This is a genomic window from Agrococcus sp. TSP3-2-1 (assembly GCF_049897585.1).
Taxonomy (GTDB): domain Bacteria; phylum Actinomycetota; class Actinomycetes; order Actinomycetales; family Microbacteriaceae; genus Agrococcus.
Map to the genome: position 1 here is coordinate 283,217 of NZ_JAFCWN010000003.1, position 20,627 is coordinate 303,843.

A 20,627-nucleotide genomic window follows, 5' to 3' on the forward strand; every position below is an offset into this window, starting at 1 on the left:
GACCACCGGCGGCCCGCGCTGCCGCCCCTCGCCGCCGCTCACCATCGCCCGCGCCGGATCATCCGATGCCAGTTGCGGCACGGCTGCGTCGAGCCGCGCCGCACGCCGAGGCACGGCGGCATCGACTCGGGCGGCTCGGCCTCGAGCACGATCGTGCGCCCGTCGACCTCGATCTCGCGGCTCGTCGACCACAGGTGCCACGCCGGCTGCATGGCGTTGACGAGCACCTCGCAGTCGCAGTACCCGCCGGCGGACTCCAGCCGAGCGAGCAGTGCCGTCGCGCGCGGCGCGACGAGGTCGCGGTAGCGCTCGGCGAAGCGCAGGTCGCCGTCGCAGCCGCCGCCCTCGAGCGCGCGGTCGAGGTAGCAGGCGATGCACTCGCCGGGCTGCGGCGTCGCCCACTCCTCGAGCAGGCCGTGCAGGTAGGACTCCGCCTCGTCGGCGATCGATGGCTCCATGCGGCGCAGGGTGGCAGGATCCGCGCCCCGCCGGCGCGACGCATCCGCGCGGTTGTGGAGAGCGGCGCGAGCGAGGCGTGCGAGGCTCGAGGCATGGACGCCCACGCCCTCGACGAGACCAGCATCGTGCCCGTCGCGATCGAGCACCCGACCGTGCCGCACGTCGACGCGATCGTCGAGGTGCCGCGCGACCCGTGGGCGAGCCTCGTGCTCATGCACGGCGCGGGCGGCTCGGCGACGAGCCCATGGATGGTCGGCGCGGCGCGCGGGCTCGTGGCTGCCGGCATCGCCGTCGCGCGCGCGAGCTTCCCGAACGCGCAGGCGGGCAAGCGCCAGCCCGAGCGCGAGCCGAGCGCGATCGCGACCTGGCTCGCGGTGATGGATGCGGTGGCACCGCTCCTCCCGCACGCCCCGTGGGCGGGCGGCAAGTCGTTCGGCGGGCGCATGGCGGCAGCGGCGGTCGCGGGCGGCATGCCGGCGGCGGGGCTCCTCTACCTCGGTTACCCGCTGCACTCGCCCGGCAAGCCCGAGCGGCTCAAGGACGCGCACCTCGACGCGATCGCGCTGCGCCAGCGGTTCCTGCAGGGCACGAACGACCCGTTCCAGTCGGGCGATCTGCTCGACCGGCTCGTCGAGCGGCTGCCGGACGCGCGCGTCGACTGGGTCCCGGGCGGCGACCACTCGTTCCTCGTCGCGAAGGGAGACCGCGACCAGGAGCGGGTCGCCGAGGCGCTCGGTCCGCGCATCGCGGCGCTGCTGCGCTGAGCGCTCAACCCGCGCCGGCGCCCCGCGCCGCCTCCCCTGCAGGCGCAACGCGGAACGGACCCGTTCTCGGCAGCGGGACCCGAGATCCGGGGTCCGCGTGCCGAGAACGGGTCCGAATAGGACGACCGCTCGAGCGAGCGCTAGTTCGTCTCGGCGGGGTCGGCCGAGACGCGGCCGGCCGCACCCTGGTCGAGCGCGTCGATCGCGGCGATGTCGTCGGCCGAGAGCGTCACCTCGGCGGCGGCAAGGTTCTCGGCCATGCGCTCAGGGCGGTTCGACTTCGGGAAGACGATGCGGCCGGCAGCGAGGTGCCACGCGAGCGTGACCTGCGCCCACGAGACGCCGAGGCGCTCGGCGATCTCGCCGATGACCGTCGCCGAGTAGTCGACCTTGCCCTGGCCGAGCGGCCCCCACGCCTCGATCTTGATGTCGTGCTCGGCGGCGAGCGCCGTCGCGGCGCGCTGCTGGAACTGCGGGTGCAGCTCGATCTGGTCGACAGCCGGCACGATGCCGGTCTCGAGCACGCCGGGCAGGAAGCGCTCGTCGAAGTTCGAGACGCCGATCGAGGTCGTGAGGCCCTCCGAGCGCAGCTCGGCGAAGGTCTCCCACGTCTCGACGACGCTGCCGTTGGCGGGTGCGGGCCAGTGGATGAGGTAGAGGTCGACGTGGTCGAGCCCGAGCTTCTCGAGGCTCTCGCCCATCGCGGCGCGGGTCTCGGCTGCGCCCCGACGGTCGTTCCAGAGCTTCGTCGTGATGAAGAGCTCGTCGCGCGGGATGCCGCTCGCGGCGATCGCGCGGCCGACGCCCTCCTCGTTGCGGTAGATCGCCGCGGCGTCGATGTGGCGGTAGCCGGCCTCGAACGCCTCGGTGACGATGCGCTCGGTCTCGGCCGGGTCGACCTTGAAGACGCCGAAGCCGAGCTGCGGGATCGTGTGGCCGTCGTTGAGCTGCAGGGTGGGGATGGTCATGCGGTTACTCGGTCTCCTCGATCGTGGACGTGTCCTCCGGCAGCGCCTCCGCGTCGATGCCCGGCACATGCCGTTCGTCGACGCCGACGTACTCCGAGAGGGGGCGGATGAGCGCGTTGTTCGCGCGCTGCTCGATGATGTGGGCGGTCCAGCCCGTCACGCGCGCCGCGACGAACAGCGGCGTGAAGATCGGCACGTCGAAGCCGATGAGCGCGTACGCCGGCCCCGATGGGAAGTCGAGGTTCGGCTTGATCGGCTTCCGGTCGGCCATCGCCTGCTCGAGCGCGCGGTAGATCTCGAGCATGTCGGGCCGGTCGTAGTGCTCGACGAGCCGCTCGAGCGCGGCGCGCATCGTCGGCACGCGCGAGTCGCCGTTCTTGTAGACGCGGTGCCCGAAGCCCATGATCTTGCGCTTCTCGTCGAGTGCCGACTGCATCCACGCATCCGCCCGATCCGCCGAGCCGACCTCGTCGAAGACCTCCATCACGGCCTCGTTCGCGCCGCCGTGCAGGTGCCCCTTGAGCGCGCCGATCGCGCCTGTGACGGCGGAGTAGAGGTCGGCGAGCGTCGAGGTGATGACGCGGGCGGTGAAGGTGGATGCGTTGAACGAGTGCTCGGCGTAGAGCACCATCGACTGGTTGAACGCCTCGACGACGACGGGCTCGGCCTCCTCGCCGAACGACATCCAGAGGAAGTTCGCGGCGTAGTCGAGGTCGTCGCGCGGCTCGATCAGCCCCTGGCCGTTGCGGCGGCGCTGCTCGTAGCTGACGATCGCGGGCAGCACGGCGAAGAGCCGGAAGGCCTTCTCGAGATCGGCGGATGCGTCCTCGGTCGTCGGGTCGTTGGCCCCGACGATGCTGACGGCCGTGCGCACGACGTCCATGGGGTGCGCTGTCGTGGGGAGCGCATCCATGACCGTCTTCACGTTCTCGGGGAGCGCCCGGTGCTCGCGCTCCTTCGCGCGCAGCTCGGCGAGCTGCTCAGCGGTGGGCAGGTCGCCGTGCCAGAGCAGGTGCGCGACGGCCTCGAAGGGCTGGGTGAGCGCGAGCTCCTGCACGGGGTAGCCGCGGTAGAGCAGCGAGTTCGTGTCGGGGTTGACCTTCGAGACCTCGGTGGTGTCTGCGATGACACCGGCGAGGCCCTTCTTGATGTCGGCCATGGTGCTCCTAGGTCGAGAGGCGGGAACCGCAACCGACTCTAGGGCACGGTCGCTCGGAACTCGTTCGCCGGGCGAACGAGGTGCGCGATGCCGAGGCGCCAGCTCTCGACGGGCGCCGAGCGCAGGTGCACCATCGACGTGTGCGGTCTTCCGCGCCGCCGACCTCGTGCTCGTGACCGACCGCGGCCGCGAGCGCGAGAACGCCCTCAACGCATCCGCCCTCTACCAGGCCACCATCGGGTGGCTCGACCCGACATGCACGAGTTCCACGTCCGCCAGGCGATCGACATCGCCGCCCCCGTCGAGCGCGTCTGGCAGGCGCTCGTCGACGAGCCGCACCGCTGGTGGGGCTCGCCCTACCTCATGCTCGAGGGCACCGGCCGGCAGCTCGAGTTCCCGCAGCGCGCGGGCGGGGCCGTGCTCGAGCGGCGCGGCGACGCGACCGCGCTGTGGGGCATCGTCACCGCGTGCGAGCCCGGCCGCGCCTACGCCTGGACGGGGCAGATGGGCATGGGCCCCGCCTACGCGGGCGAGGCGCGCTACGAGCTCGAGTCGACGGATGCCGGCACGCGCGTCACGCTCCAGCACGACGCGGTGCGCCTGTGGGGCGACGACGACGTCGAGGGCACCGGCTCGGGCTACGACTACGGCTGGGCCGACCTCAACGCGCGGCTCAAGGCGTTCGTCGAGGACGGCGCCGAGCACGGCACGACGGGCGCGAACGCCGAGCCGGAGTTCGAGTTCGCGCCGTCGGCCTAGCAGTCAGGGGCGAGGGCTCAGGCCAGCCCGAGCGCCCTCGCCACCACGAGCAGCTGCACCTCGCTCGTGCCCTCGCCGATCTCGAGGATCTTCGAGTCGCGGTAGTGCCGCGCGACGGGGTACTCGTTCATGAAGCCGTTGCCGCCGAAGATCTGCGTCGCGTCGCGCGCGTTGTCCATCGCCGCCTCGCTCGAGACGAGCTTCGCGATCGCGGCCTCCGTCTTGAACGGCTTGCCCGCATCCCGCAGCCGCGCCGCGTGGTGCCACGCGAGCCGGGCGCCGTGCACGCGCGCCTGCATGCGCGCGATGACGAACTGCACGTTCTGGCGCGTCGCGAGCGGCTCGCCGAAGACGGTGCGCTGCTGCGCGTAGTCGATCGACGCCTCGAGGCAGCCCTCGGCCGCGCCCGTCGCGAGCGCCGCGATCGCGATGCGCCCCTCGTCGAGGATGTGCAGGAAGCCCGCGAAGCCGCGACCCCGCTCCCCGAGCAGGTTGCCGGCCGGCACGCGCGCGTCGCGGAAGGTGAGCGGATGCGTGTCGGAGGCGTGCCAGCCGACCTTGTCGTAGGGCGCCTCGATCGTGAAGCCCGGCGTGCCGTTCGGCACGATGATCGTCGAGATCTCCTTGCGGCCGTCCCGCTCCCCCGTGACGGCGGTGACCGTCACGAAGCGCGTGATGGGCGTGCCGGAGTTGGTGATGAACTGCTTCGCGCCGTTGATGACCCACTCGTCGCCCTCGAGCCGCGCGGTCGTGCGCGTGGCACCGGCGTCGGAGCCCGCCTCGGGCTCGGTGAGGCCGAAGCCCGCGAGCGCGCGCCCCTCGAGCAGGTCGGGCAGCAGCTCTGCCTTCTGCTCGTCGGTGCCGAAGAGGTGGATCGGCATCGCGCCGAGGCTCACGCCCGCCTCGAGCGTGATCGCGATCGACTGGTCGACGCGCGCGAGCGCCTCGATCGCGAGCCCGAGCGTGAAGTAGTCGCCGCCCTGGCCCCCGTGCTCCTCGGGGAACGGGATGCCGAACAGGCCGAGCTCGCCCATCTGCGCGACGACGTCCATCGGCAGCGTCTTCGTGCGGTCGGCCTCGTAGGAGGCCGGCGCGACCACCTTGTCGGCGAAGTCGCGCACGGCGCGCGCGAGGTCGAGCTCCTCGTCGCTCAAGGCGTAGGTGGTCAGGTCGATCGTCATGCCGGCTCCTCGTTCTGGAAGGGGACCGCCCTTCGAGCGCGAGGAGCCGTAGGTCGGATCGCGACCCGCTCGGCTGCGCTCCGCGCTGAGCAGTCGTCCAGCACTGTACGGCACGCACCCCTGGAGCGGCGCGGTATTACTCGTTATACTCGACGGCATGAAGACCGCGATATCGATCCCGGACGCCGACTTCGAACGCTTCGAGCGGATCGCCGCTCGGCACGGCATGAACCGCTCGGAGTTCTACCGGCGCGCCGGCCGCAGGCTCGCCGACGAGCTCGAGGGCGAGGCGGAGCTCACGGCTATGGCCGACGCGGTCGTCGCCCGCGTCGGCCAACCGTCCGCCGACAGCCCATTGCTCCGGGAGTCGGAGCGCATCATCAGCGAGGGCACCGACTGGTGATCGCCCACGGGGACGTGGTGTGGGTCGACCTCGGGTCGCCGCTCGGCTCGGAACCGGCGAAGCGGCGCCCTGCGGTGGTGCTGCAGGAGGACTGGCTGCTCGCCTCCGCGATCGCCACGGTGCTCGTCGTGCCGCTGACGTCCAACGTCGCGCTCGAGGCCTTTCCCGGCAACGTGCTCGTACCCGTGGATGCCTCGGGTCTCGACCGCGACTCGGTCGCCGTCGTCTCGCAGCTCGGGCCGGTGAGCCGGGAGTTCGTCGACCCGTACCCCGTCGGTCGAGTGCCGGCCTACGTGCTCTCGAAGGTCGCCGACGGGGTCCGCCTCGTCACCGGCGTCTGAACCGTCCGCTAGACCAGCCGCGCCCGCGTGTACTGGGGAGGCCAGACGGATGCGTGCGGGTCGTCGGCGGGGACCGCGCCGTCGAGCACGACCTCGGCCTCGAGCGCCCAGTGCGGGTTGCGCAGCCACGGGCGCGCGAGCATGACCGCGTCGGCGTCGCCGTCGGCGAGCACCCGCTCCGCGCGCTCGGGCTCGTCGATGAGGCCCACGGCGTTGACCTTCGCCCCGGTCGCCTCCCGCACGGCGCGCGCGAAGTGCACCTGGTAGCCGGGCTGGAGCGGGATCTCCTGCCGCGGGTCGAGCCCGCCGGAGGAGAGGTCGAACCAGTCGGCGCCCGCGGAGGCCGCGACCCGCACGTGCTCGATCGTCCGCGCGGTGTCGATGCCGCCCTCGACCCAGTCGGAGGCGCTCAGCCGCACCAGGAGCGCCGCGTCGGGCGCAGCCTCGCGGACGGCCTCGACGACGAGCCGGAGGAGCCTCGTCGACAGGCCCGACGCATCCGGCCCCCACTCGTCGGAGCGTGCGTTCGTGATCGGCGAGAGGAACTGGTGGATCAGGTAGCCGTGGGCGGCGTGCACCTCGAGCGCCTCGAAGCCCGCGGCGACGGCGCGACGGGCGGCGTGGGCGAACGCCTGCGGCAGCTGCGCGACCTCGTCGGTGCCCAGCGCGCGCGGCGGCGCGAAGCGGCCGAACGCATCCGACCCCGCACCCACGCTCTGCCAGCCGCCCTCGTCCGCGGGCACGGAGCCGCGCCCGCTCCAGGCACGATACGTCGACGCCTTGCGGCCCGCGTGGGCGAGCTGCATCGCGGGCACGGCGCCGTGGGCGCGGATGCGCGCGGCGATCGGCGCCCACGCCTCGGCTTGGGCGTCGTTCCAGATGCCCACGTCCTGCGGCGAGATGCGGCCCTCGGGCACGACGGCGGCGGCCTCGGTCATCACGAGGCCGGCGCCGCCGCGCGCGAAGGACGCGAGGTGCTCGCGGTGCCAGTCGTTCGGCATGCCGTCCTGCTGCTCGCAGGAGTACTGGCACATCGGCGAGACCCACGCGCGGTTGCGCGCCTCGAGCGGCCCGACCGCGACGGGCGAGAAGAGCAGGCTCACGCGCTCGCGCCGGTCGGCACGTCGAAGTTGAACACGCCCTCGTCGAACGCGTTGTAGGCGGCGTAGTCGTTGAGCTCGTAGAGCCGCGCGCGCGTCTGCATGCGCTCGACGGCACCGTCGAGCGTGCCCGTCTCCTTGAGCAGACCCAGCTCACGCTCGATCGCACCCATCGCGATGCGCAGCAGCGACACCGGGTGGATGGCGATGTTGACGCCGACATCCTCGAGCTGCTGGTGCGTGAACAGGGCGCTCTTGCCGAACTCCGTCATGTTGGCGAGGATCGGCACGTCGACGGCATCCCGGATGGCGGCGAACTCCTCGAGCGAAGCCATCGCCTCGGGGAAGATCGCGTCGGCGCCGGCGGCCTCGAGCGCCTTCGCGCGGTCCTTCGCCGCCTCGAGGCCGGCCTTTCCAGAACCGCCGACGCCGCGGATGTCGGTGCGCGCCATGATGACGAGGTCGCTGTCGCGGCGGGCGCTCGCGGCCGCCGCGATGCGCTGCACCGCCTTGTCGAGCGAGACGACCTCCTTGCCGTCGAGGTGGCCGCACCGCTTGGGGTTGACCTGGTCCTCGAGGTGGAGGCCCGCGACGCCCGCGTCCTCGAGCTCGTGCACCGCGCGAGCGACGTTCATCGCCTCACCGAAGCCGGTGTCGGCGTCGATGAGGGTCGGCAGATCGGTCATGCGCGAGATCTGCCGACCGCGCTCGGCGACCTCCGTGAGCGTCGTGAGGCCGATGTCGGGCAGCCCGAGCTCGGCCGACATGACGGCGCCCGAGATGTAGGCGCCCTCGAAGCCGAGCTCCTGGATGAGCGGCGCGGTGAGCGGCGTGAAGGTTCCGGGGAAGCGCTGGATGCGTCCCGACGCGAGGCCTGCGCGGAACGCCTTGCGCTTCTCGTTCGGGGTGACCGGGCTCGAGAGCACTAGAAGATGCCCTGCGTCGTGCCGGCGTCGACGGTGCCGGCCGGAGCGCGGAGGTTGAGCTCGCGCACCTCCGCAGGCGTCAGCTCCGGCAGTCGCTCGACGAGGCCGAGGAAGCGGTCGAGCTCGGCGTCGTCGACGATGCCCTGCGCGAGCGTGCGCAGCTTCTGCACGTACTCCGCGCGGCCGAACGGGCGCGCCCCGGCCGGGTGCGCATCCGCCACCGAGATCTCGTCCTCGACCGTCTCGCCCGAGGTCAGCTCGATGACGATGCGGCCGCCGAACGCCTTCTTGTCGGGGTCGGGGTCGTGGTAGCGCTCGGTCCACACCGCATCCTCGAGCGTGGAGATCTTGTTCCACAGCTCGACGGTGTCGGGGCGCGACGCGCGCTCGGGCGCGTAGGAGTCGACGTGGTGCCAGCCGCCGTCCTGGAGCGCGACCGCGACGATGTAGGGGATCGAGTGGTCGAGCGTCTCGCGGCTCGCGGTCGGGTCGTACTTCTGCGGGTCGTTCGCGCCCGAGCCGATGACGTAGTGCGTGTGGTGGCTCGTGTGCAGCACGATCGAGGCGATGTTCGCCGGGTCGCGCAGCTCGGGGCGCTCGGTGCCGAGGCGGCGGGCGAGGTCGATCCACGCCTGCGCCTGGTACTCGGCCGAGTGCTCCTTCGTGTAGGTGTCGAGGATCGCGCGCTTCGGCTCGCCCGGCGCGGGCAGCGGCACGTGGTAGACGCCCTCCCAGCCGTCGAGCAGCCAGGCGATGAAGCCGTCCTCGCCCTCGTAGATGGGCACGGGGCTCGTCTGGCCGCGCATCGCGCGGTCGACCGACTCGACCGCCATCTTGCCCGCGAAGGCCGGGGCGTGCGCCTTCCAGGTGGAGATCTCGCCCTTCCGCGACTGGCGCGTGGCGGTCGTGGTGTGGAGCGCCTGGCCGACGGCCTGGAAGATCGTCTCGGGCTCGAGCCCGAGCATCGTGCCGATGCCGGCGGCGGCCGACGGCCCGAGGTGGGCGACGTGGTCGATCTTGTGCTTGTGGAGGCTGATGGCGCGCACGAGGTCGACCTGGATCTCGTAGCCCGTCGCGAGGCCGCGCACGAGCGCCGCGCCGTCGCAGCCGAGGTGCTGGGCGACCGCGAGGATCGGCGGGATGTTGTCGCCCGGGTGCGAGTAGTCGGCGGCGAGGAAGGTGTCGTGGAAGTCGAGCTCGCGCACGGCGACGCCGTTCGCCCACGCCGCCCACTCCGGGCTCACGCGGTCGTCGACGCCGAAGATCGCCGCGCCCGGCGTGTAGGGGTGGCGCTGCGCCTGCTCGCGGGCCGAGACGACCGGTGCGCGGTTGAGGCTCGCGACCGCGACGGCCGCGTTGTCGATGATGCGGTTCGCGATCATCTCGACGACCTCGGCCTCGACCTCGACGGGGTCGACCGCGACCTGGGCGATCTTCCACGCGAGCTGCTCCTCGCGGGACAGGTTCTCGGCGGACTTCCGGGCGCGTACCTCGTGCGTGATCATGGCGTCTCCTTCGTTCGGTTTCGTGCGGGCGCGGACGGCTCGAGGTCGTCGGTGCCGTCGTTCGGCACGGTGTCAAGCATGGTGGTTCGAGTGAGGCGGCGCTGCGAGAGCCGCTTGATGAGCGTCGGCAGCAGCAGCACGAGAGCGAGCGTGATGTAGACGATCAGCGCGAACGGCGAGCTCACGAGCGTGAGCGGGTCGCCCGCGGAGATGTCGAGCGCACGGCGCAGCTGGAGCTCGGCGAGCGGCCCGAGGATCGCGCCGACCACGACCGGGGCGATCGGGAACCCGAACCGCCGCAGGAGGTAGCCGACGACACCGAACGCGATGAGCAGCAGCACGTCGAACGACGCGCCGTTGACCGCGTAGGCGCCGAGCAGCGCGAAGGTCGCGATACCCGCGAACAGGTAGGGCTTCGGGATCTTCAGCAGCTTCACCCACACGCCGACGAACGGCAGGTTGAGGATGAGCAGCATGAGGTTGCCGATCAACAGGCTCGCGATGAGGCCCCACACGAGGGCGCCCTCGTTCTCGAGCAGCGCCGGCCCCGGCTGCAGCCCGTACTGCTGGAACGCGACGAGGATGATCGCCGCGGTCGCGGAGGTGGGGATGCCGAGCGTCAGCAGCGGCACCATCGTGCCGGCCGCGTTGGCGTTGTTGGCCGCCTCGGGGCCGGCAACCCCCTCGATCGCTCCCCTGCCGAACTCCTGCTTGCGCTCGCCCTTCGCGAGCTTCTTCTCGAGCGAGTAGGAGAGGAAGGTGGGGATCTCGCTGCCGCCGGCGGGGATGACGCCGAGCGGGAAGCCGATCGCCGTGCCGCGGAGCCACGGCTTCCACGAGCGGCGGAGGTCGGTGCGGGTCATCCACGACTGGCCCTTGATGGATGCGACGGCGTACTTCGAAGACGTCTGGTGCGCGACGACGTAGAGCACCTCCCCGATCGCGAAGAGCGCGACGATGAGGACGACGGTGTCGATGCCGTCGAGCAGGCGGGGCATGCCGAACGTCAGGCGATCCTGGCCCGACTGGAAGTCGATGCCGACGAGCCCGATGGTGAGGCCGAGCGCGAGCGAGATGAGGCCGCGGAGCGGCGAGCCTCCCACGAGCGCGCCGACCGTCAGGAAGGCCACAACCATGAGCGCGAAGTAGTCGCGCGCGCCGAGCATCACGGCGACGTCGACGATCGCTGGCGCGAACATCGCCACGAGCACCGTGGCGATCGTGCCGGCGATGAACGAGCCGATCGCGGCGGTCGCGAGCGCCGCTGCGCCGCGACCCGCACGGGCCATCATGTTGCCGTCGATCGCGGCGACGATCGAGCCCGACTCGCCGGGCGTCTTCAGCAGGATCGAGGTCGTCGAGCCGCCGTACATCGCGCCGTAGTAGATGCCGGCGAAGAGGATGAACGCGCTCGCGACAGGCATGCCGTAGGTCATCGGCAGCAGCAGCGCGATCGTGAGCGCCGGCCCGATGCCCGGCAGCACGCCGATCATGGTGCCGACGAAGGCGCCGAGCAGGGCGAAGAGCAGGTTCTGGAGCGTGAACGCGACCGTGAACCCGTAGAGGAGTCCCTCGAGGCCTTCCATCAGAGCACTCCCATGATCAGAGGATCCCGGTCAGGATGCCCGCGGGCAGCTGGATGCGTAGCGCGAGCGTGAAGAGGTAGAAGATGCCGAGCGAGAGCACGATCGCGATGGCGCTCGTGACGAGCCACCGGCGAGCGCCGGTCGCGACTGCGACGGCGACGAACGTGAGCGCTGCGGCGATGGGGTAGCCGAGCATGTCGACGGTGAGCGCGAAGCCGACCATCGCGGCGCCCGAGAGTGCGAGCTGCCACGAGTGGAGCCGGGTGACGTCGAGGTCGCCCTCCGCCGCGTCGGGGCTGCCGAGCCGGCCGCGCAGCACCTGCACGAGCAGCAGCGCGCCGAGCCCGGCGGTCATCGTCCCGACGATGATCGGGAACTGCCCCGCACCCAGACCGGATGCCGAGCGCGACGCAGGCTGACCCATCCCGTCGATGATCGTGATCGCGCCGATCGCGACCACGGCAACCGCGAGCAGCAGCTCGGGCCAGCGGCGGGTGTCGGGAACGGGGCTCGCCTCGGGGGCGGCCGCAGGTGCGGCCGCTCCCGAGGCGAGCGGAGCGTCGGTCGTCACTGGACGACGAGGCCGAGCTGCGAGAGCACGCCCTCGACGCGCGTGTTCTCGGTAGTGAGCCAGTCGGCGAACTCGTCGCCGGCGAGGAACAGGTCGGCCCAGTCGTTCGTCTCGAGCAGCTCTGCCCACTCGTCCGACGCGGCGACCTCGGTGATGACGTCGACGTACTGCTGGCGCAGCTCGTCGTCGAGGTCGGCGGGGGCCATGACCGAGCGCCAGTTCGCGAACTCGAGGTCGGCCTGGTCGATGTCGGCGACCGTCGGGATGTCGAGGCCCTCGATGGGCTCGGCGGTCGAGAGCAGCAGGCCGCGCAGCTCGCCGGTCTCGATCTGCTGGCGGAACTCGCCGATGCCCGAGATGCCGGCGCTCACCTGGTTGCCGAGCAGCGCGGTCGTCGCCTCGCCGCCGCCCGAGTAGGGCACGTAGTTGAGGTCGCTCGGCGCGATGTCGTACTGCTCGGCGAGCAGGCCGAGGAACACGTGGTCAGCGCTGCCCGCGGAGCCGCCTGCGATCGGCACGCCCGCGGGGTTCTCGGCGATCGCGGCGAGCAGGTCGTCGACCGTCTCGAACTCGGAGGCAGCCGGAACGACGATGACCTCGGCCTCGCCGATGAGGCGCGCGATCGGCGTGACGTCGTCGAGGCTCACGCCGGTGTCGTTGGTGAGCACGCCGCTCATCATCGCGAGGCCTGATGCCATGAGCACGCCGTCGCGCCCAGGGTTGCCGGCGATCTGCGCGAGCGCGACCGTGCCGGATGCGCCGGGCACGTTCGTCACGGTGACGGAGTCCGCGAGCTCGGTCGCCTCGAGTGCGCCGCCGAGCGCTCGAGCGGTCTGGTCCCAACCCGAGCCGGGGTTCGCGGGAGCGATGATCTCGATGCGGCCGAGGCTCTCGGCCGCGACGGGACCCTCCGAGCCGGCCGGGTCCTGGCTCGCGCTCGGCTGCTGCGTCGCGGTGGTGCAGCCGGTCAGCACGAGCGCTGCGGCGCCCACGACCGCGGCGAGCTTCCAGTGCTTCTTCACGTTCACTCCTTTGTGGCGTCATCGGGCTGGACTTCGGCCCGTCCGCGACCTTTGCACAACTGCATGCAGATACGCAAGTGCGCACTTCCGTGGCAAACTATGCCCTATGGACGATCGAGGGCGACGCCGCGAGCAGGGTTCGTCGACGTACGAGCAGCTGCGCTCGCTCATCGTCGAGCGCCGGCTCGAGCCTGGCGCGGCGCTCTCGGCGCCCGAGCTCGCCGAGCAGCTCGGCGTCTCTCGCACGCCCGTGCGCGAGGCGATGGCCACGCTCGTCGTCGAGGGGCTCGCCGTGCGATCCGGCTCCAATCGGACGATGGTCGCTCCTGTCTCGGTCGAGGAGCTCGGGCACGTGCTTGATACGCGCGCCCGGCTTGAGGGACTCATCGCCTCTGACGCGGCCCGGCGCGTGACTGACGCCGACGCCGAGATCCTCGAGGGGCAGATCATGCTCATGGACCGCTTGCGCGACGACTACACGCAAGTCGTGCGCTTCGGCGCCGAGTTCCACGACGAGCTCCAGCGCATCAGCGGCAACGTCATCGCCGAGAACCTGCTGCGCATCGTGCGCGGCCACGTCGACCGCTACCGCTCCCTCACCTCGGCGCGACCCGGTCGGGCCTCCGACGCGACCGACGAGCACCGCGCTGTCTTCGAGGCGGTCGTGGCGCGCGACCCGCTGCGCGCCGAAGCGGTCATGCGCGCGCACATCGACTCGGCGAAGGCGGTCGCCATCTCGCTCATGCTCGAGCACTACGCCGCGGACTGAGCTCCGCCCGGGCGGCGGCGCATGGCGGGTCCGCCGCCGCGGCGCATCCGCTGGGGCGTGCTTGAGGCGCGCCTGCGCGAATCGAGGCCGGATCGTGACCGCCGACGCGCGCTCGTGCGAGCACACTGGATGCCACCGCGTCACGGCCGAGCGGCAGCCGGTGCCATGCCGAAGGAGCGCATGATGCCTCGGACGAACCCCGCCACCGCTCCCGCCGCTCGCGTGCGCGACGGCGCGGTCCTCGCGCTCGCCGTGCTCGCGCTCGCCGCTTGCGGCGGGCCGTCGCCCGGCGACTCCGCGCCACCGACGCCCTCGGCGTCACCGACGCCATCCGCGACGCCGACGCCTTCCGAGGCGGCGCCGGAGCCGACCTCGACCGCACGCGCGACGCCGAGCGTGACCCCGCCCCCGTCGCCGGCTCCCGCGGCCGCGAAGTACTGCGGCGACGAGTTCATCCTCGACCGCCCGCACCTCGTGTGGTGGGAGGGCACCGAGGCCGAGCAGCTCGCGGCGGCCGAGGCGAAGCCCGTCTTCGAACCCCCGGCGGTGCTCGAGGGCCTCGACGTCATCTGCGTCTCGACCTTCTCCAACCCGCTCGACGACCCGGCCGGCGGCGTCGTGCGGATCGCGGAGGCGCTCGTCGAGCGCGACGATGCCGCGTTCGACCGGCTCGAGGCGTGGGCCGCCGAGAACGGCTACGCAGCGGCCTCGGAGGGCCCGGGCTACCTGCAGTACGCGCCGCCCGCCGACCCGGACGGCTCGCAGCGGAGCCTCTTCTGGGCGCCGCTCGACAGCACGCAGCCCTCGCTCGGGAACTCGGAGACCATCATGCGCTACACCGGGGCCGACGCCGACGACATCTACGTGACGCACGCGGTGACGATGCCGCACTGACGCACGACAGATGCGTGCAGGCGGCTCGCGCGCGTCGTTGCGGGATCGTTGCGGGGACCGCCGCTCCCACCGCAGCGCCCACCGCGACCCCGACGGCCACGCCCACGGCGACGCCGACACCGACGCCCGCCGCGACCGCGAGCGCCGCGCCGACCGGGTCGCAGCTCGACTTCGTCCGTCGCGTACGTGCGCGACGCGAGCGTGCCGGCGCAGTTCGAGGCCTGGGCGGCGGCGAACGGCTACGGTCCCGCGTCCGAGTCGCAGTCGATCGGCGTCGGCAGCCTCTGGGTCACGCCCGACGGCATCGGCTACCTCTCGCTGCTCCAGCTCGACGAGCTGGAGCTCGAGCGCGAGCGGCGCGTCACGGGCGTCGACCTGCAGCCCACCGACGTCCAGGTGCTCCACCGCACCGTCGTCGAGGCCGACTGGCCCGAGCGTCAGGCCTCCCCGACGAGGGTCGCGAAGACCACGAGGTTGTTCGGGTACTCCCCGGGCCGACCGTCGACGCCGTCGCACGTGATGAGCCGCAGCTCGGCCGCCGGCACCGGGTAGTAGACCTCGCGCGTCGGGAACGCATCCTTCTCGAACGACTCCACCCGGTACACCTCGAACCGCGCGGTCGAGCCGTCCTCGCGGGTCACGGCGATCTCCTCCCCGCCTGCCAGCGAGTCGAGGGCGAAGAAGACGCCGCTGTCGTCCTCGAGCGAGTTCACCTGCCCGAGCAGCACCGAGGCGCCGCGCTCTCCCGGCGTGGGCGAGCCGTCGTACCAGCTGGCCGGCGCCCCCTCGTGCCCGGGCGGCACCTCGAGCGTGCCGTCGGCACGCATCCCCGTCTCGATGAGCGGCGAGTCGAGCTCGAGTGCCGGGATGCGGATGCTGACGGGCGCCGAGGCGCTCATGACGAGCGGGTCCGGGGGCGCGTCGGCGCCCGGCGCCGGGGTCTCGACCGGTTCGGTCGCGGCCGGGGACGCGCCGGCGGGAGCGGACGCCGAGGGGGCGGGCGCCGCCTCGCCGCCCGCCGAGGCGCATCCCGCCAGCAGGATGGCGAGGGCCGCCGCCCCCGCCGTGAGGCGGAGGCGGCGGCGGTTGCTGCGCAGCATCATCGAGCCGACGGACGACTACTCGCCGCTGACGGCGCGACGACGCACGGCGGTGACGCCAGCGACGGCCGTCGCGACGAGCATGCCGCCGAGCGCGACGAAGCCGAGCCCCGTGCCGGTCGAGCCCGTGCCCGCAGCCGCGACCTCAGTGTCGACCCAGCCGGCCGGCTGCATCTCGATCGTGCCGCACAGCGCGGGCGACGTCGCCGCGAGCGGCAGCTCGGGCACGAGGTCGCTCGGGGTCGTGCCCGACTCCGGCTGGGTCGCCGGGTCGAGCCCGTGCACGACGACGACCGCCGTGCCGGCACCGAGCGCATCCGCCGTCGCGTGGTCGAGCTCGAAGGTCTCCTCGTAGGCGATCGTCGCGCCCGACGGCGCGCTCGCGAGGTCGAGGCCGCCGGCGGGGCTCTTGTCGGCGGCGCCGACCGAGAGCGTCGTGCCGATGTCGCCGTAGAACGGCCCGCCCTCGGTCGTGCTGATGATGCCGTCGCCGTTCGTGTCGGCGCTCGGTGCCGGGCACGTGCCCTGCGCGCCGATGTGGATGTGCTGCACGTGCGGGTAGGCGGCGCCGTCGAACTCGCCCGCGAGCCCGGTCGCGTTCAGCGTGACGGTCGCGGTGGTGCCCTCGAGCTCGATCCACGCCTCGCCGGAGGCGCCGCTGCTGTTGATCTCGGCGAGCGTGCCCGCGTAGGTGCCGGTGTTGTCGTGCGCCATCGCGGGGGCGGCGCCCATCGCGACGAGGCCGAGCCCGAGCGCGGGAGCTGCGAGCAGAACTGCTTTGTTCTTCATGGGATGAACCTCTTCCGGAGGGTCTCGGACACAGGGCTTGCGTCCTCGTACACCGGTCTTCGGCGCGACCCCGTGGACGGATTGGATGCGCTCGGTTCCCATCCGCTGCGCCCGTCGCGTCGAACCCTCGTCGACACCCGCGGCTTCCTCGCCGCGCGCTCACCGACGATCGGATGGATCGCATGCCCCGCTCGACGCCCCTCGCCGCGATCGCCGTCGCCGCGCTGCTGCTCACCGGCTGCGCGAGCTCGGCCGCATCCTCGCCCGAACCGCCCGCTCCTGCGGCCTCGCACACCATGCCCGACGGCTCGACCATGAGCGGCGCGGAGCACGGCGGGCACGACGCCGCGGCCGCAGAGGGCGCACCGTCAGCGGCGGCCGAGATGATCTGCGCCGGTCAGGTGCAGACCGCGATCGCCTCGCTGCTGCAGCTCGAGCGCGTCGCCGAACCGGTTGCCTCGTGGGTCGCCCCGACCTATGCGTGCTCGTACGACATCGACGGTGCCCCGCTCGTGCTCACCGTGCACGACGCCACCGACGCCCCGGTCGGCGAGGAGCACTTCGCCGAGGTGCAGCACAGCCTCGATGCGGCCGCGATCGAGGGGATGCTCGGGCTCGGGCTGCCCTCCTTCTCCACCGGCGACGGCATCGTCGGCTTCCTGCGCGACGGCAAGACGCTCGTCGTCGACGCCACCGCGCTGCCCGAGTCGCTCGCCGGCGGCGCGCTGACGCGCGACGGCGCCGCGTATGCGGTCGCCTCGGCCGTGCTCGTCTGCTGGGTCGAGCACGACTGAGCCCGCGCGCGTCAGCGCCGGTCGACGAGTCTGCGGAGGTAGTGGATGCGGTCCCGCAGCTGCTGCATCGAGGCCTGCGCCACAGGCGGCCCGCCGCACACCCGCCGGGCTTCGGCGTGCACGAGCGCGTGCGCCTCACCGCGCCGCTTCGCGACGATCGCCACGAGCGAGTTGAGCAGCTGCCGCTCCTCGCGCATGTTGCGGTAGAGCGGCTCCGGGGCCTCCTGGCTCGGCGGCCGGTCGCGGATGCGCGCGGCCTGCCGGGCATGCCGGCGCTTCAGCAGGTCGGAGATCTCCTCCGCGTCGAGGATGCCCGGGATGCCGATGAAGTCCATCTCCTCCTCGGTCGCCGGCTCGACGAGCTGCCCGAACTCCGCATCGCCGAAGAGCACGCGGTCGAAGGTCGCGCTCGACTCGAGCGGCTCCCACGTGAAGGGTGCCGGCTCGCGGTCGTCCTTGTCGCCCTGCTCGGCGGCGGCCATGAGGTCGTCGTCGAGCAGCTGGTCGTCGGGCTGCTCCCGGTCGAGCGCGTGGTCGCGCTGCCGCTCGAGCTCGGCTGCGAGCGTGAGCAGCGGCGGCACCGACGGCAGGAAGACCGTCGCGACCTCGCCGCGATGCCGCGATCGCACGAAGCGGCCGATCACCTGCGCGAAGAACAGCGGCGTCGCCGAGCTCGTCGCGTAGACGCCCACCGCGAGCCGCGGCACGTCGACGCCCTCCGAGACCATCCGCACGGCGACCATCCACCGCTGCGTGCCCTTCGAGAACGCCTCGATCCGCTCCGAGCCGCCCGGGTCGTCGGAGAGCACGACGGTCGGCTCCTCGCCAGAGATGCCGCGCAGCAGCTGCGCGTACTGCCTCGCCTGGGCCTGGTCGGTCGCGATCACGAGACCGCCCGCATCCGGCACCGCCTGGCGCACGTGCGTGAGCCGCACATCCGCCGAGCGCAGCACCTGCTGGATCCACTCGCCGCCCGGGTCGAGGGCCGTGCGCCACGCGCCGTTCGTGATGTCCTTCGTGTCGCCGTGGCCGAGCGTCGCCTTCATCTCGTCGCCCATCGACGTGCGCCACTGCATCGTGCCGGCGTAGGCCATGAACAGCACCGGGCGGACGACGCCGTCGCGCAGCGCGTGCTCGTAGCCGTAGGCGTAGTCGGTCTGGCTCAGCCGCACGCCGCGCTCGTCGCGCACGTACTCGACGAACGGGATGGGCGAGGTGTCGCTGCGGAACGGGGTGCCCGTGAGCGAGAGGCGGCGGGTCGCGGGGCCGAACGCCTCGAGCACCGCGTCGCCCCAGCTGAGCGCGTCGCCTGCGTGGTGCACCTCGTCGAGGATGATGAGGCTCGGCGCCGAGGTGGTGATGCGCTCGTGCACGGATGCGCGGGCCGCGACCTGCGCGTACGTGACGACGACCCCGTGGTACTGCCGCGGGTAGTCGCCGTCGGCGTTCGCGAAGTCGGGGTCGAGACGGATGCCGGCCTTGTGCGCGGCGTCGGCCCACTGCTGCTTGAGGTGCTCGGTGGGGGCGACGACGGTGATGCGGCGCACCGTGCCGCGACGCAGCAGCTCGGAGGCGAGCCGGAGCGCGAAGGTCGTCTTGCCGGCGCCGGGCGTCGCGGCCGCGAGGAAGTCGCGCGGCTCCGTCTCGAAGTACTGGGTGAGCGCCTCCTGCTGCCATGCGCGCAGGGGCTGCGCCGTGCCCCACGGGGCGCGATCCGGGTAGAGCGGCGGCAGGTTGTCGGCCGCCCACGAGCCGAAGTGGCCGCCGTCTGCGGGGCCCTCGGGGCGCGCGATCGGCTGGCTGGTCACTCGCTCCATCGTAGGCGCGACCGCCGACACGGGCGCCGTCGCGCGTGTCGCGCCCGGCGTCTGGGAAGCCGCCCCGTGCCAACTCAGGCGGGCGTGCCTAGGCTGGCCGCATGCACTACCTGCTCGGCCTGGCTGCCCTCCTGATCGGTGTCGTGATCGCGACCCGCCGCACGCGGCCCACGTGGTTCGTCGTGCTCACCGCCGTGCTCATCGGCATCGGCGCGCTGCTCGCCGTGCTGAGCTACGCGCGCGTCACCGACTCGCTCGGCCTCGTCGCCAACAACGTGCTCGGCTGGAGCTACGTCGGCCTCTCGATCATCACGATGCTCTCGGCGGTGTTCGTGCTCGAGCGGCGCGGCGAGTTCGGCGAGGAGCTGCCGCCGCTCATCGGCGACAACCCGCTCGACGGCGACACCGACGACAGCGACGACCTGCCGCCCGGGCAGCCGCACCCCGACTTCGCCGACGCCGCAGCGGAGCGCGCGCAGCAGCAGGCGGGGGCTCACAGTCGCGCCGAGGCGCGCGGCTCGGCGGGCCTCTCGGCCGGGCTCGCCGGTGGTGCGGGCGCTGCGGCGGCGACGGCCGCGGCGTTCGGCGACGGCGCCGTGCCGACGGCCGACGAGCTCGGCTCCGATCCGGCAGCGAACCGCGGCGGCACGCTCGCGAGCGACGCGGTCGCCGGCGAGTCGACCGGCGCGGGCGCGGCGCAGCCGGAGTCCGGCACGCGCGGCGGCACGATCCCCGAGGTGCACCCGGGCGACACCGAGACGCCGCGCGGCTACTCCCCCGCGCCCGAGGAGGGCCACCAGGGGCGTGACGAGGACGCAGCGGACGATGGCGCCGGCTACCGGCCGGGACCGAGCGAGGAGGCGCAGGACGGCACCGCCGTCATCGGCGCCGACCCCGACATCCACACGCCCGCTGACGAGACCGACGTCGAAGCGGCACCCGAGGGCCGTGCCGTCGACGGGGCCCAGCACGGCGAGCGCGGAACGGACGCGCTCGAGCGCGACTGACGCATCCGCCCGTCTTCCGCAGGCAGCACGACGCCCGCCGGTCGACCGGCGGGCGTCGTCGCGTCGAGGGAGGCTAGGCCGTCTCCTCGCCCTTCTCGTCGACCTCCTCGACCCACGAGGGCGGCTCGTCGCGGCCGGCCTCCTCGTCCTCCTCGGCCTGCTCGGCCGTCTCCTGCACGATGCCCTGCGCGTGGTGCGTCGGCGCGTAGATCGCGTAGAGGCGCAGCGGCTCGTCGCCGGTGTTCTCGACGTCGTGCCACGTGCCCTCGGGCACCTGGATGCTCCAGCCATCGCTGACCTCGGTCTCGGTCAGGTCGTCCTTGGTGGGGCCCATCTTGGCGACGCCCTTGCCCTGGTCGATGCGCAGGAACTGGTCGGTGCCCTTGTGTACCTCGAGCCCGATCGAGTCGCCCGGCTCGATCGACATGAGCGTGACCTGGAGGTGCTTGCCCGTCCAGGCGACGTGGCGGTACGCCCCGTTCTCGACCGTGGCGGTCTCGATGTCGAAGACGTTCGGGTTGGGTCCGTTGTCCTTGATGTCCATGCTCCGCATCCTGCCTCCGGAGGCTGGGAGGAGCCAGGGCGGAGCAGCTCTCGCCCCGCCGCACTGCCTCGGTCCGATCCGATACCCGGACCCGGTTTCGGCTTGCGGACCCGAGATCTCGGGTCCCGCGGCCGAACTCGGGTCCGCGAAGCATCGCCGCCACGTCGCC

General features: G+C 72.6%; 23 protein-coding genes. 9 read left to right on the plus strand and 14 right to left on the minus strand.

Annotated elements, in window-relative coordinates; translation table 11 throughout:
- Positions 1-38: 38 nt before the first annotated feature.
- The gene (locus tag ACP7BI_RS06125) at positions 39-458 is read right to left on the minus strand and encodes a DUF2695 domain-containing protein (protein ID WP_425844402.1); all 420 of its coding nucleotides are present in this window, start codon (positions 456-458) and stop codon (positions 39-41) included.
- Positions 459-551: 93 nt separating this feature from the next.
- On the opposite strand from ACP7BI_RS06125, the gene ACP7BI_RS06130 reads away from it, so the two are divergent.
- Positions 552-1,223 carry an alpha/beta family hydrolase gene (locus ACP7BI_RS06130; protein WP_425844404.1) on the plus strand — a complete coding sequence of 224 codons (672 nt, stop codon included), beginning with the start codon at positions 552-554 and terminating at the stop codon, positions 1,221-1,223.
- A 140-nt stretch (positions 1,224-1,363) separates the two neighbouring features.
- On the opposite strand, the gene ACP7BI_RS06135 is transcribed toward ACP7BI_RS06130, so the two are convergent.
- Both ACP7BI_RS06135 and ACP7BI_RS06140 read right to left on the minus strand, forming a co-directional pair.
- Complete coding sequence (locus ACP7BI_RS06135) at positions 1,364-2,191, minus strand: aldo/keto reductase (protein ID WP_425844405.1); 828 nt, start codon at positions 2,189-2,191, stop codon at positions 1,364-1,366.
- A 4-nt stretch (positions 2,192-2,195) separates the two neighbouring features.
- Positions 2,196-3,350 carry a bifunctional 2-methylcitrate synthase/citrate synthase gene (locus ACP7BI_RS06140; protein ID WP_425844407.1) on the minus strand — a complete coding sequence of 385 codons (1,155 nt, stop codon included), beginning with the start codon at positions 3,348-3,350 and terminating at the stop codon, positions 2,196-2,198.
- Positions 3,351-3,590: 240 nt separating this feature from the next.
- Between ACP7BI_RS06140 and ACP7BI_RS06145 the strand changes: the two genes are divergently transcribed.
- Entirely contained in the window at positions 3,591-4,109 is a 519-nt protein-coding gene (locus ACP7BI_RS06145; RefSeq protein WP_425844408.1) for an SRPBCC family protein, read from the plus strand.
- 17 nt (positions 4,110-4,126) lie between these two features.
- Here the strand turns inward: ACP7BI_RS06145 and ACP7BI_RS06150 are convergent, their stop codons facing one another.
- The gene (locus ACP7BI_RS06150) at positions 4,127-5,290 is read right to left on the minus strand and encodes an acyl-CoA dehydrogenase family protein (RefSeq protein ID WP_425844409.1); all 1,164 of its coding nucleotides are present in this window, start codon (positions 5,288-5,290) and stop codon (positions 4,127-4,129) included.
- A 157-nt stretch (positions 5,291-5,447) separates the two neighbouring features.
- Here ACP7BI_RS06150 and ACP7BI_RS06155 point away from each other — a divergent pair, with 157 nt between their 5' ends.
- Both ACP7BI_RS06155 and ACP7BI_RS06160 read left to right on the plus strand, forming a co-directional pair.
- A complete protein-coding gene (locus ACP7BI_RS06155) occupies positions 5,448-5,693 on the plus strand; it encodes a ribbon-helix-helix protein, CopG family (RefSeq protein ID WP_425844411.1) in 246 nt (81 codons plus the stop codon).
- Positions 5,690-6,034: a type II toxin-antitoxin system PemK/MazF family toxin gene (locus ACP7BI_RS06160; RefSeq protein ID WP_425844413.1), complete on the plus strand. Its 345-nt coding sequence runs from the start codon at positions 5,690-5,692 to the stop codon at positions 6,032-6,034. Before ACP7BI_RS06155 ends, ACP7BI_RS06160 begins: the two co-directional genes overlap by 4 nt.
- A gap of 8 nt (positions 6,035-6,042) precedes the next feature.
- Here the strand turns inward: ACP7BI_RS06160 and ACP7BI_RS06165 are convergent, their stop codons facing one another.
- Genes ACP7BI_RS06165 through ACP7BI_RS06190 form a run of 6 tightly spaced genes read right to left on the minus strand, consistent with a single transcriptional unit; the run spans position 6,043 to position 12,744 of the window.
- Positions 6,043-7,137 carry an oxidoreductase gene (locus ACP7BI_RS06165; RefSeq protein WP_425844415.1) on the minus strand — a complete coding sequence of 365 codons (1,095 nt, stop codon included), beginning with the start codon at positions 7,135-7,137 and terminating at the stop codon, positions 6,043-6,045.
- Positions 7,134-8,060: a methylisocitrate lyase gene (gene prpB, locus ACP7BI_RS06170; protein WP_425844416.1), complete on the minus strand. Its 927-nt coding sequence runs from the start codon at positions 8,058-8,060 to the stop codon at positions 7,134-7,136. The genes ACP7BI_RS06165 and prpB overlap by 4 nt, the downstream gene beginning before the upstream one ends.
- Positions 8,060-9,565 carry an MmgE/PrpD family protein gene (locus ACP7BI_RS06175; protein ID WP_425844418.1) on the minus strand — a complete coding sequence of 502 codons (1,506 nt, stop codon included), beginning with the start codon at positions 9,563-9,565 and terminating at the stop codon, positions 8,060-8,062. The genes prpB and ACP7BI_RS06175 overlap by 1 nt, the downstream gene beginning before the upstream one ends.
- Positions 9,562-11,151: a tripartite tricarboxylate transporter permease gene (locus ACP7BI_RS06180; protein ID WP_425844420.1), complete on the minus strand. Its 1,590-nt coding sequence runs from the start codon at positions 11,149-11,151 to the stop codon at positions 9,562-9,564. The genes ACP7BI_RS06175 and ACP7BI_RS06180 overlap by 4 nt, the downstream gene beginning before the upstream one ends.
- Before the next feature lie 16 nt (positions 11,152-11,167).
- The gene (locus ACP7BI_RS06185; RefSeq protein WP_425844421.1) at positions 11,168-11,722 is read right to left on the minus strand and encodes a tripartite tricarboxylate transporter TctB family protein; all 555 of its coding nucleotides are present in this window, start codon (positions 11,720-11,722) and stop codon (positions 11,168-11,170) included.
- The gene (locus ACP7BI_RS06190) at positions 11,719-12,744 is read right to left on the minus strand and encodes a Bug family tripartite tricarboxylate transporter substrate binding protein (protein ID WP_425844423.1); all 1,026 of its coding nucleotides are present in this window, start codon (positions 12,742-12,744) and stop codon (positions 11,719-11,721) included. The genes ACP7BI_RS06185 and ACP7BI_RS06190 overlap by 4 nt, the downstream gene beginning before the upstream one ends.
- 106 nt (positions 12,745-12,850) lie before the next feature.
- On the opposite strand from ACP7BI_RS06190, the gene ACP7BI_RS06195 reads away from it, so the two are divergent.
- From ACP7BI_RS06195 to ACP7BI_RS06205, 3 genes are all read left to right on the plus strand, one after another.
- Positions 12,851-13,513 carry a GntR family transcriptional regulator gene (locus tag ACP7BI_RS06195; RefSeq protein ID WP_425844424.1) on the plus strand — a complete coding sequence of 221 codons (663 nt, stop codon included), beginning with the start codon at positions 12,851-12,853 and terminating at the stop codon, positions 13,511-13,513.
- 183 nt (positions 13,514-13,696) lie between these two features.
- Positions 13,697-14,407 carry a hypothetical protein gene (locus tag ACP7BI_RS06200; protein ID WP_425844426.1) on the plus strand — a complete coding sequence of 237 codons (711 nt, stop codon included), beginning with the start codon at positions 13,697-13,699 and terminating at the stop codon, positions 14,405-14,407.
- A gap of 186 nt (positions 14,408-14,593) precedes the next feature.
- The gene (locus tag ACP7BI_RS06205) at positions 14,594-14,959 is read left to right on the plus strand and encodes a hypothetical protein (RefSeq protein ID WP_425844427.1); all 366 of its coding nucleotides are present in this window, start codon (positions 14,594-14,596) and stop codon (positions 14,957-14,959) included.
- Here ACP7BI_RS06205 and ACP7BI_RS06210 read toward each other — a convergent pair.
- Entirely contained in the window at positions 14,845-15,510 is a 666-nt protein-coding gene (locus tag ACP7BI_RS06210; protein ID WP_425844428.1) for a class F sortase, read from the minus strand. The two genes, ACP7BI_RS06205 and ACP7BI_RS06210, sit on opposite strands and share 115 nt — an antisense overlap.
- Positions 15,511-15,525: 15 nt before the next feature.
- Positions 15,526-16,296 carry a hypothetical protein gene (locus ACP7BI_RS06215; protein WP_425844430.1) on the minus strand — a complete coding sequence of 257 codons (771 nt, stop codon included), beginning with the start codon at positions 16,294-16,296 and terminating at the stop codon, positions 15,526-15,528.
- Between the two features lie 173 nt (positions 16,297-16,469).
- On the opposite strand from ACP7BI_RS06215, the gene ACP7BI_RS06220 reads away from it, so the two are divergent.
- Positions 16,470-17,090: a hypothetical protein gene (locus tag ACP7BI_RS06220; protein WP_425844432.1), complete on the plus strand. Its 621-nt coding sequence runs from the start codon at positions 16,470-16,472 to the stop codon at positions 17,088-17,090.
- A gap of 11 nt (positions 17,091-17,101) precedes the next feature.
- Here the strand turns inward: ACP7BI_RS06220 and ACP7BI_RS06225 are convergent, their stop codons facing one another.
- Positions 17,102-18,907 (minus strand): DEAD/DEAH box helicase, encoded by a 1,806-nt coding sequence (locus ACP7BI_RS06225; protein ID WP_425844433.1) that lies wholly within the window; start codon positions 18,905-18,907, stop codon positions 17,102-17,104.
- A 101-nt stretch (positions 18,908-19,008) separates the two neighbouring features.
- On the opposite strand from ACP7BI_RS06225, the gene ACP7BI_RS06230 reads away from it, so the two are divergent.
- Positions 19,009-19,914, plus strand: a complete 906-nt coding sequence (locus tag ACP7BI_RS06230; protein WP_425844434.1) for a hypothetical protein — start codon at positions 19,009-19,011, stop codon at positions 19,912-19,914.
- 73 nt (positions 19,915-19,987) lie between these two features.
- Here ACP7BI_RS06230 and ACP7BI_RS06235 read toward each other — a convergent pair whose 3' ends face one another.
- Entirely contained in the window at positions 19,988-20,458 is a 471-nt protein-coding gene (locus ACP7BI_RS06235; RefSeq protein ID WP_211450113.1) for a cupin domain-containing protein, read from the minus strand.
- Positions 20,459-20,627: the final 169 nt, after the last annotated feature.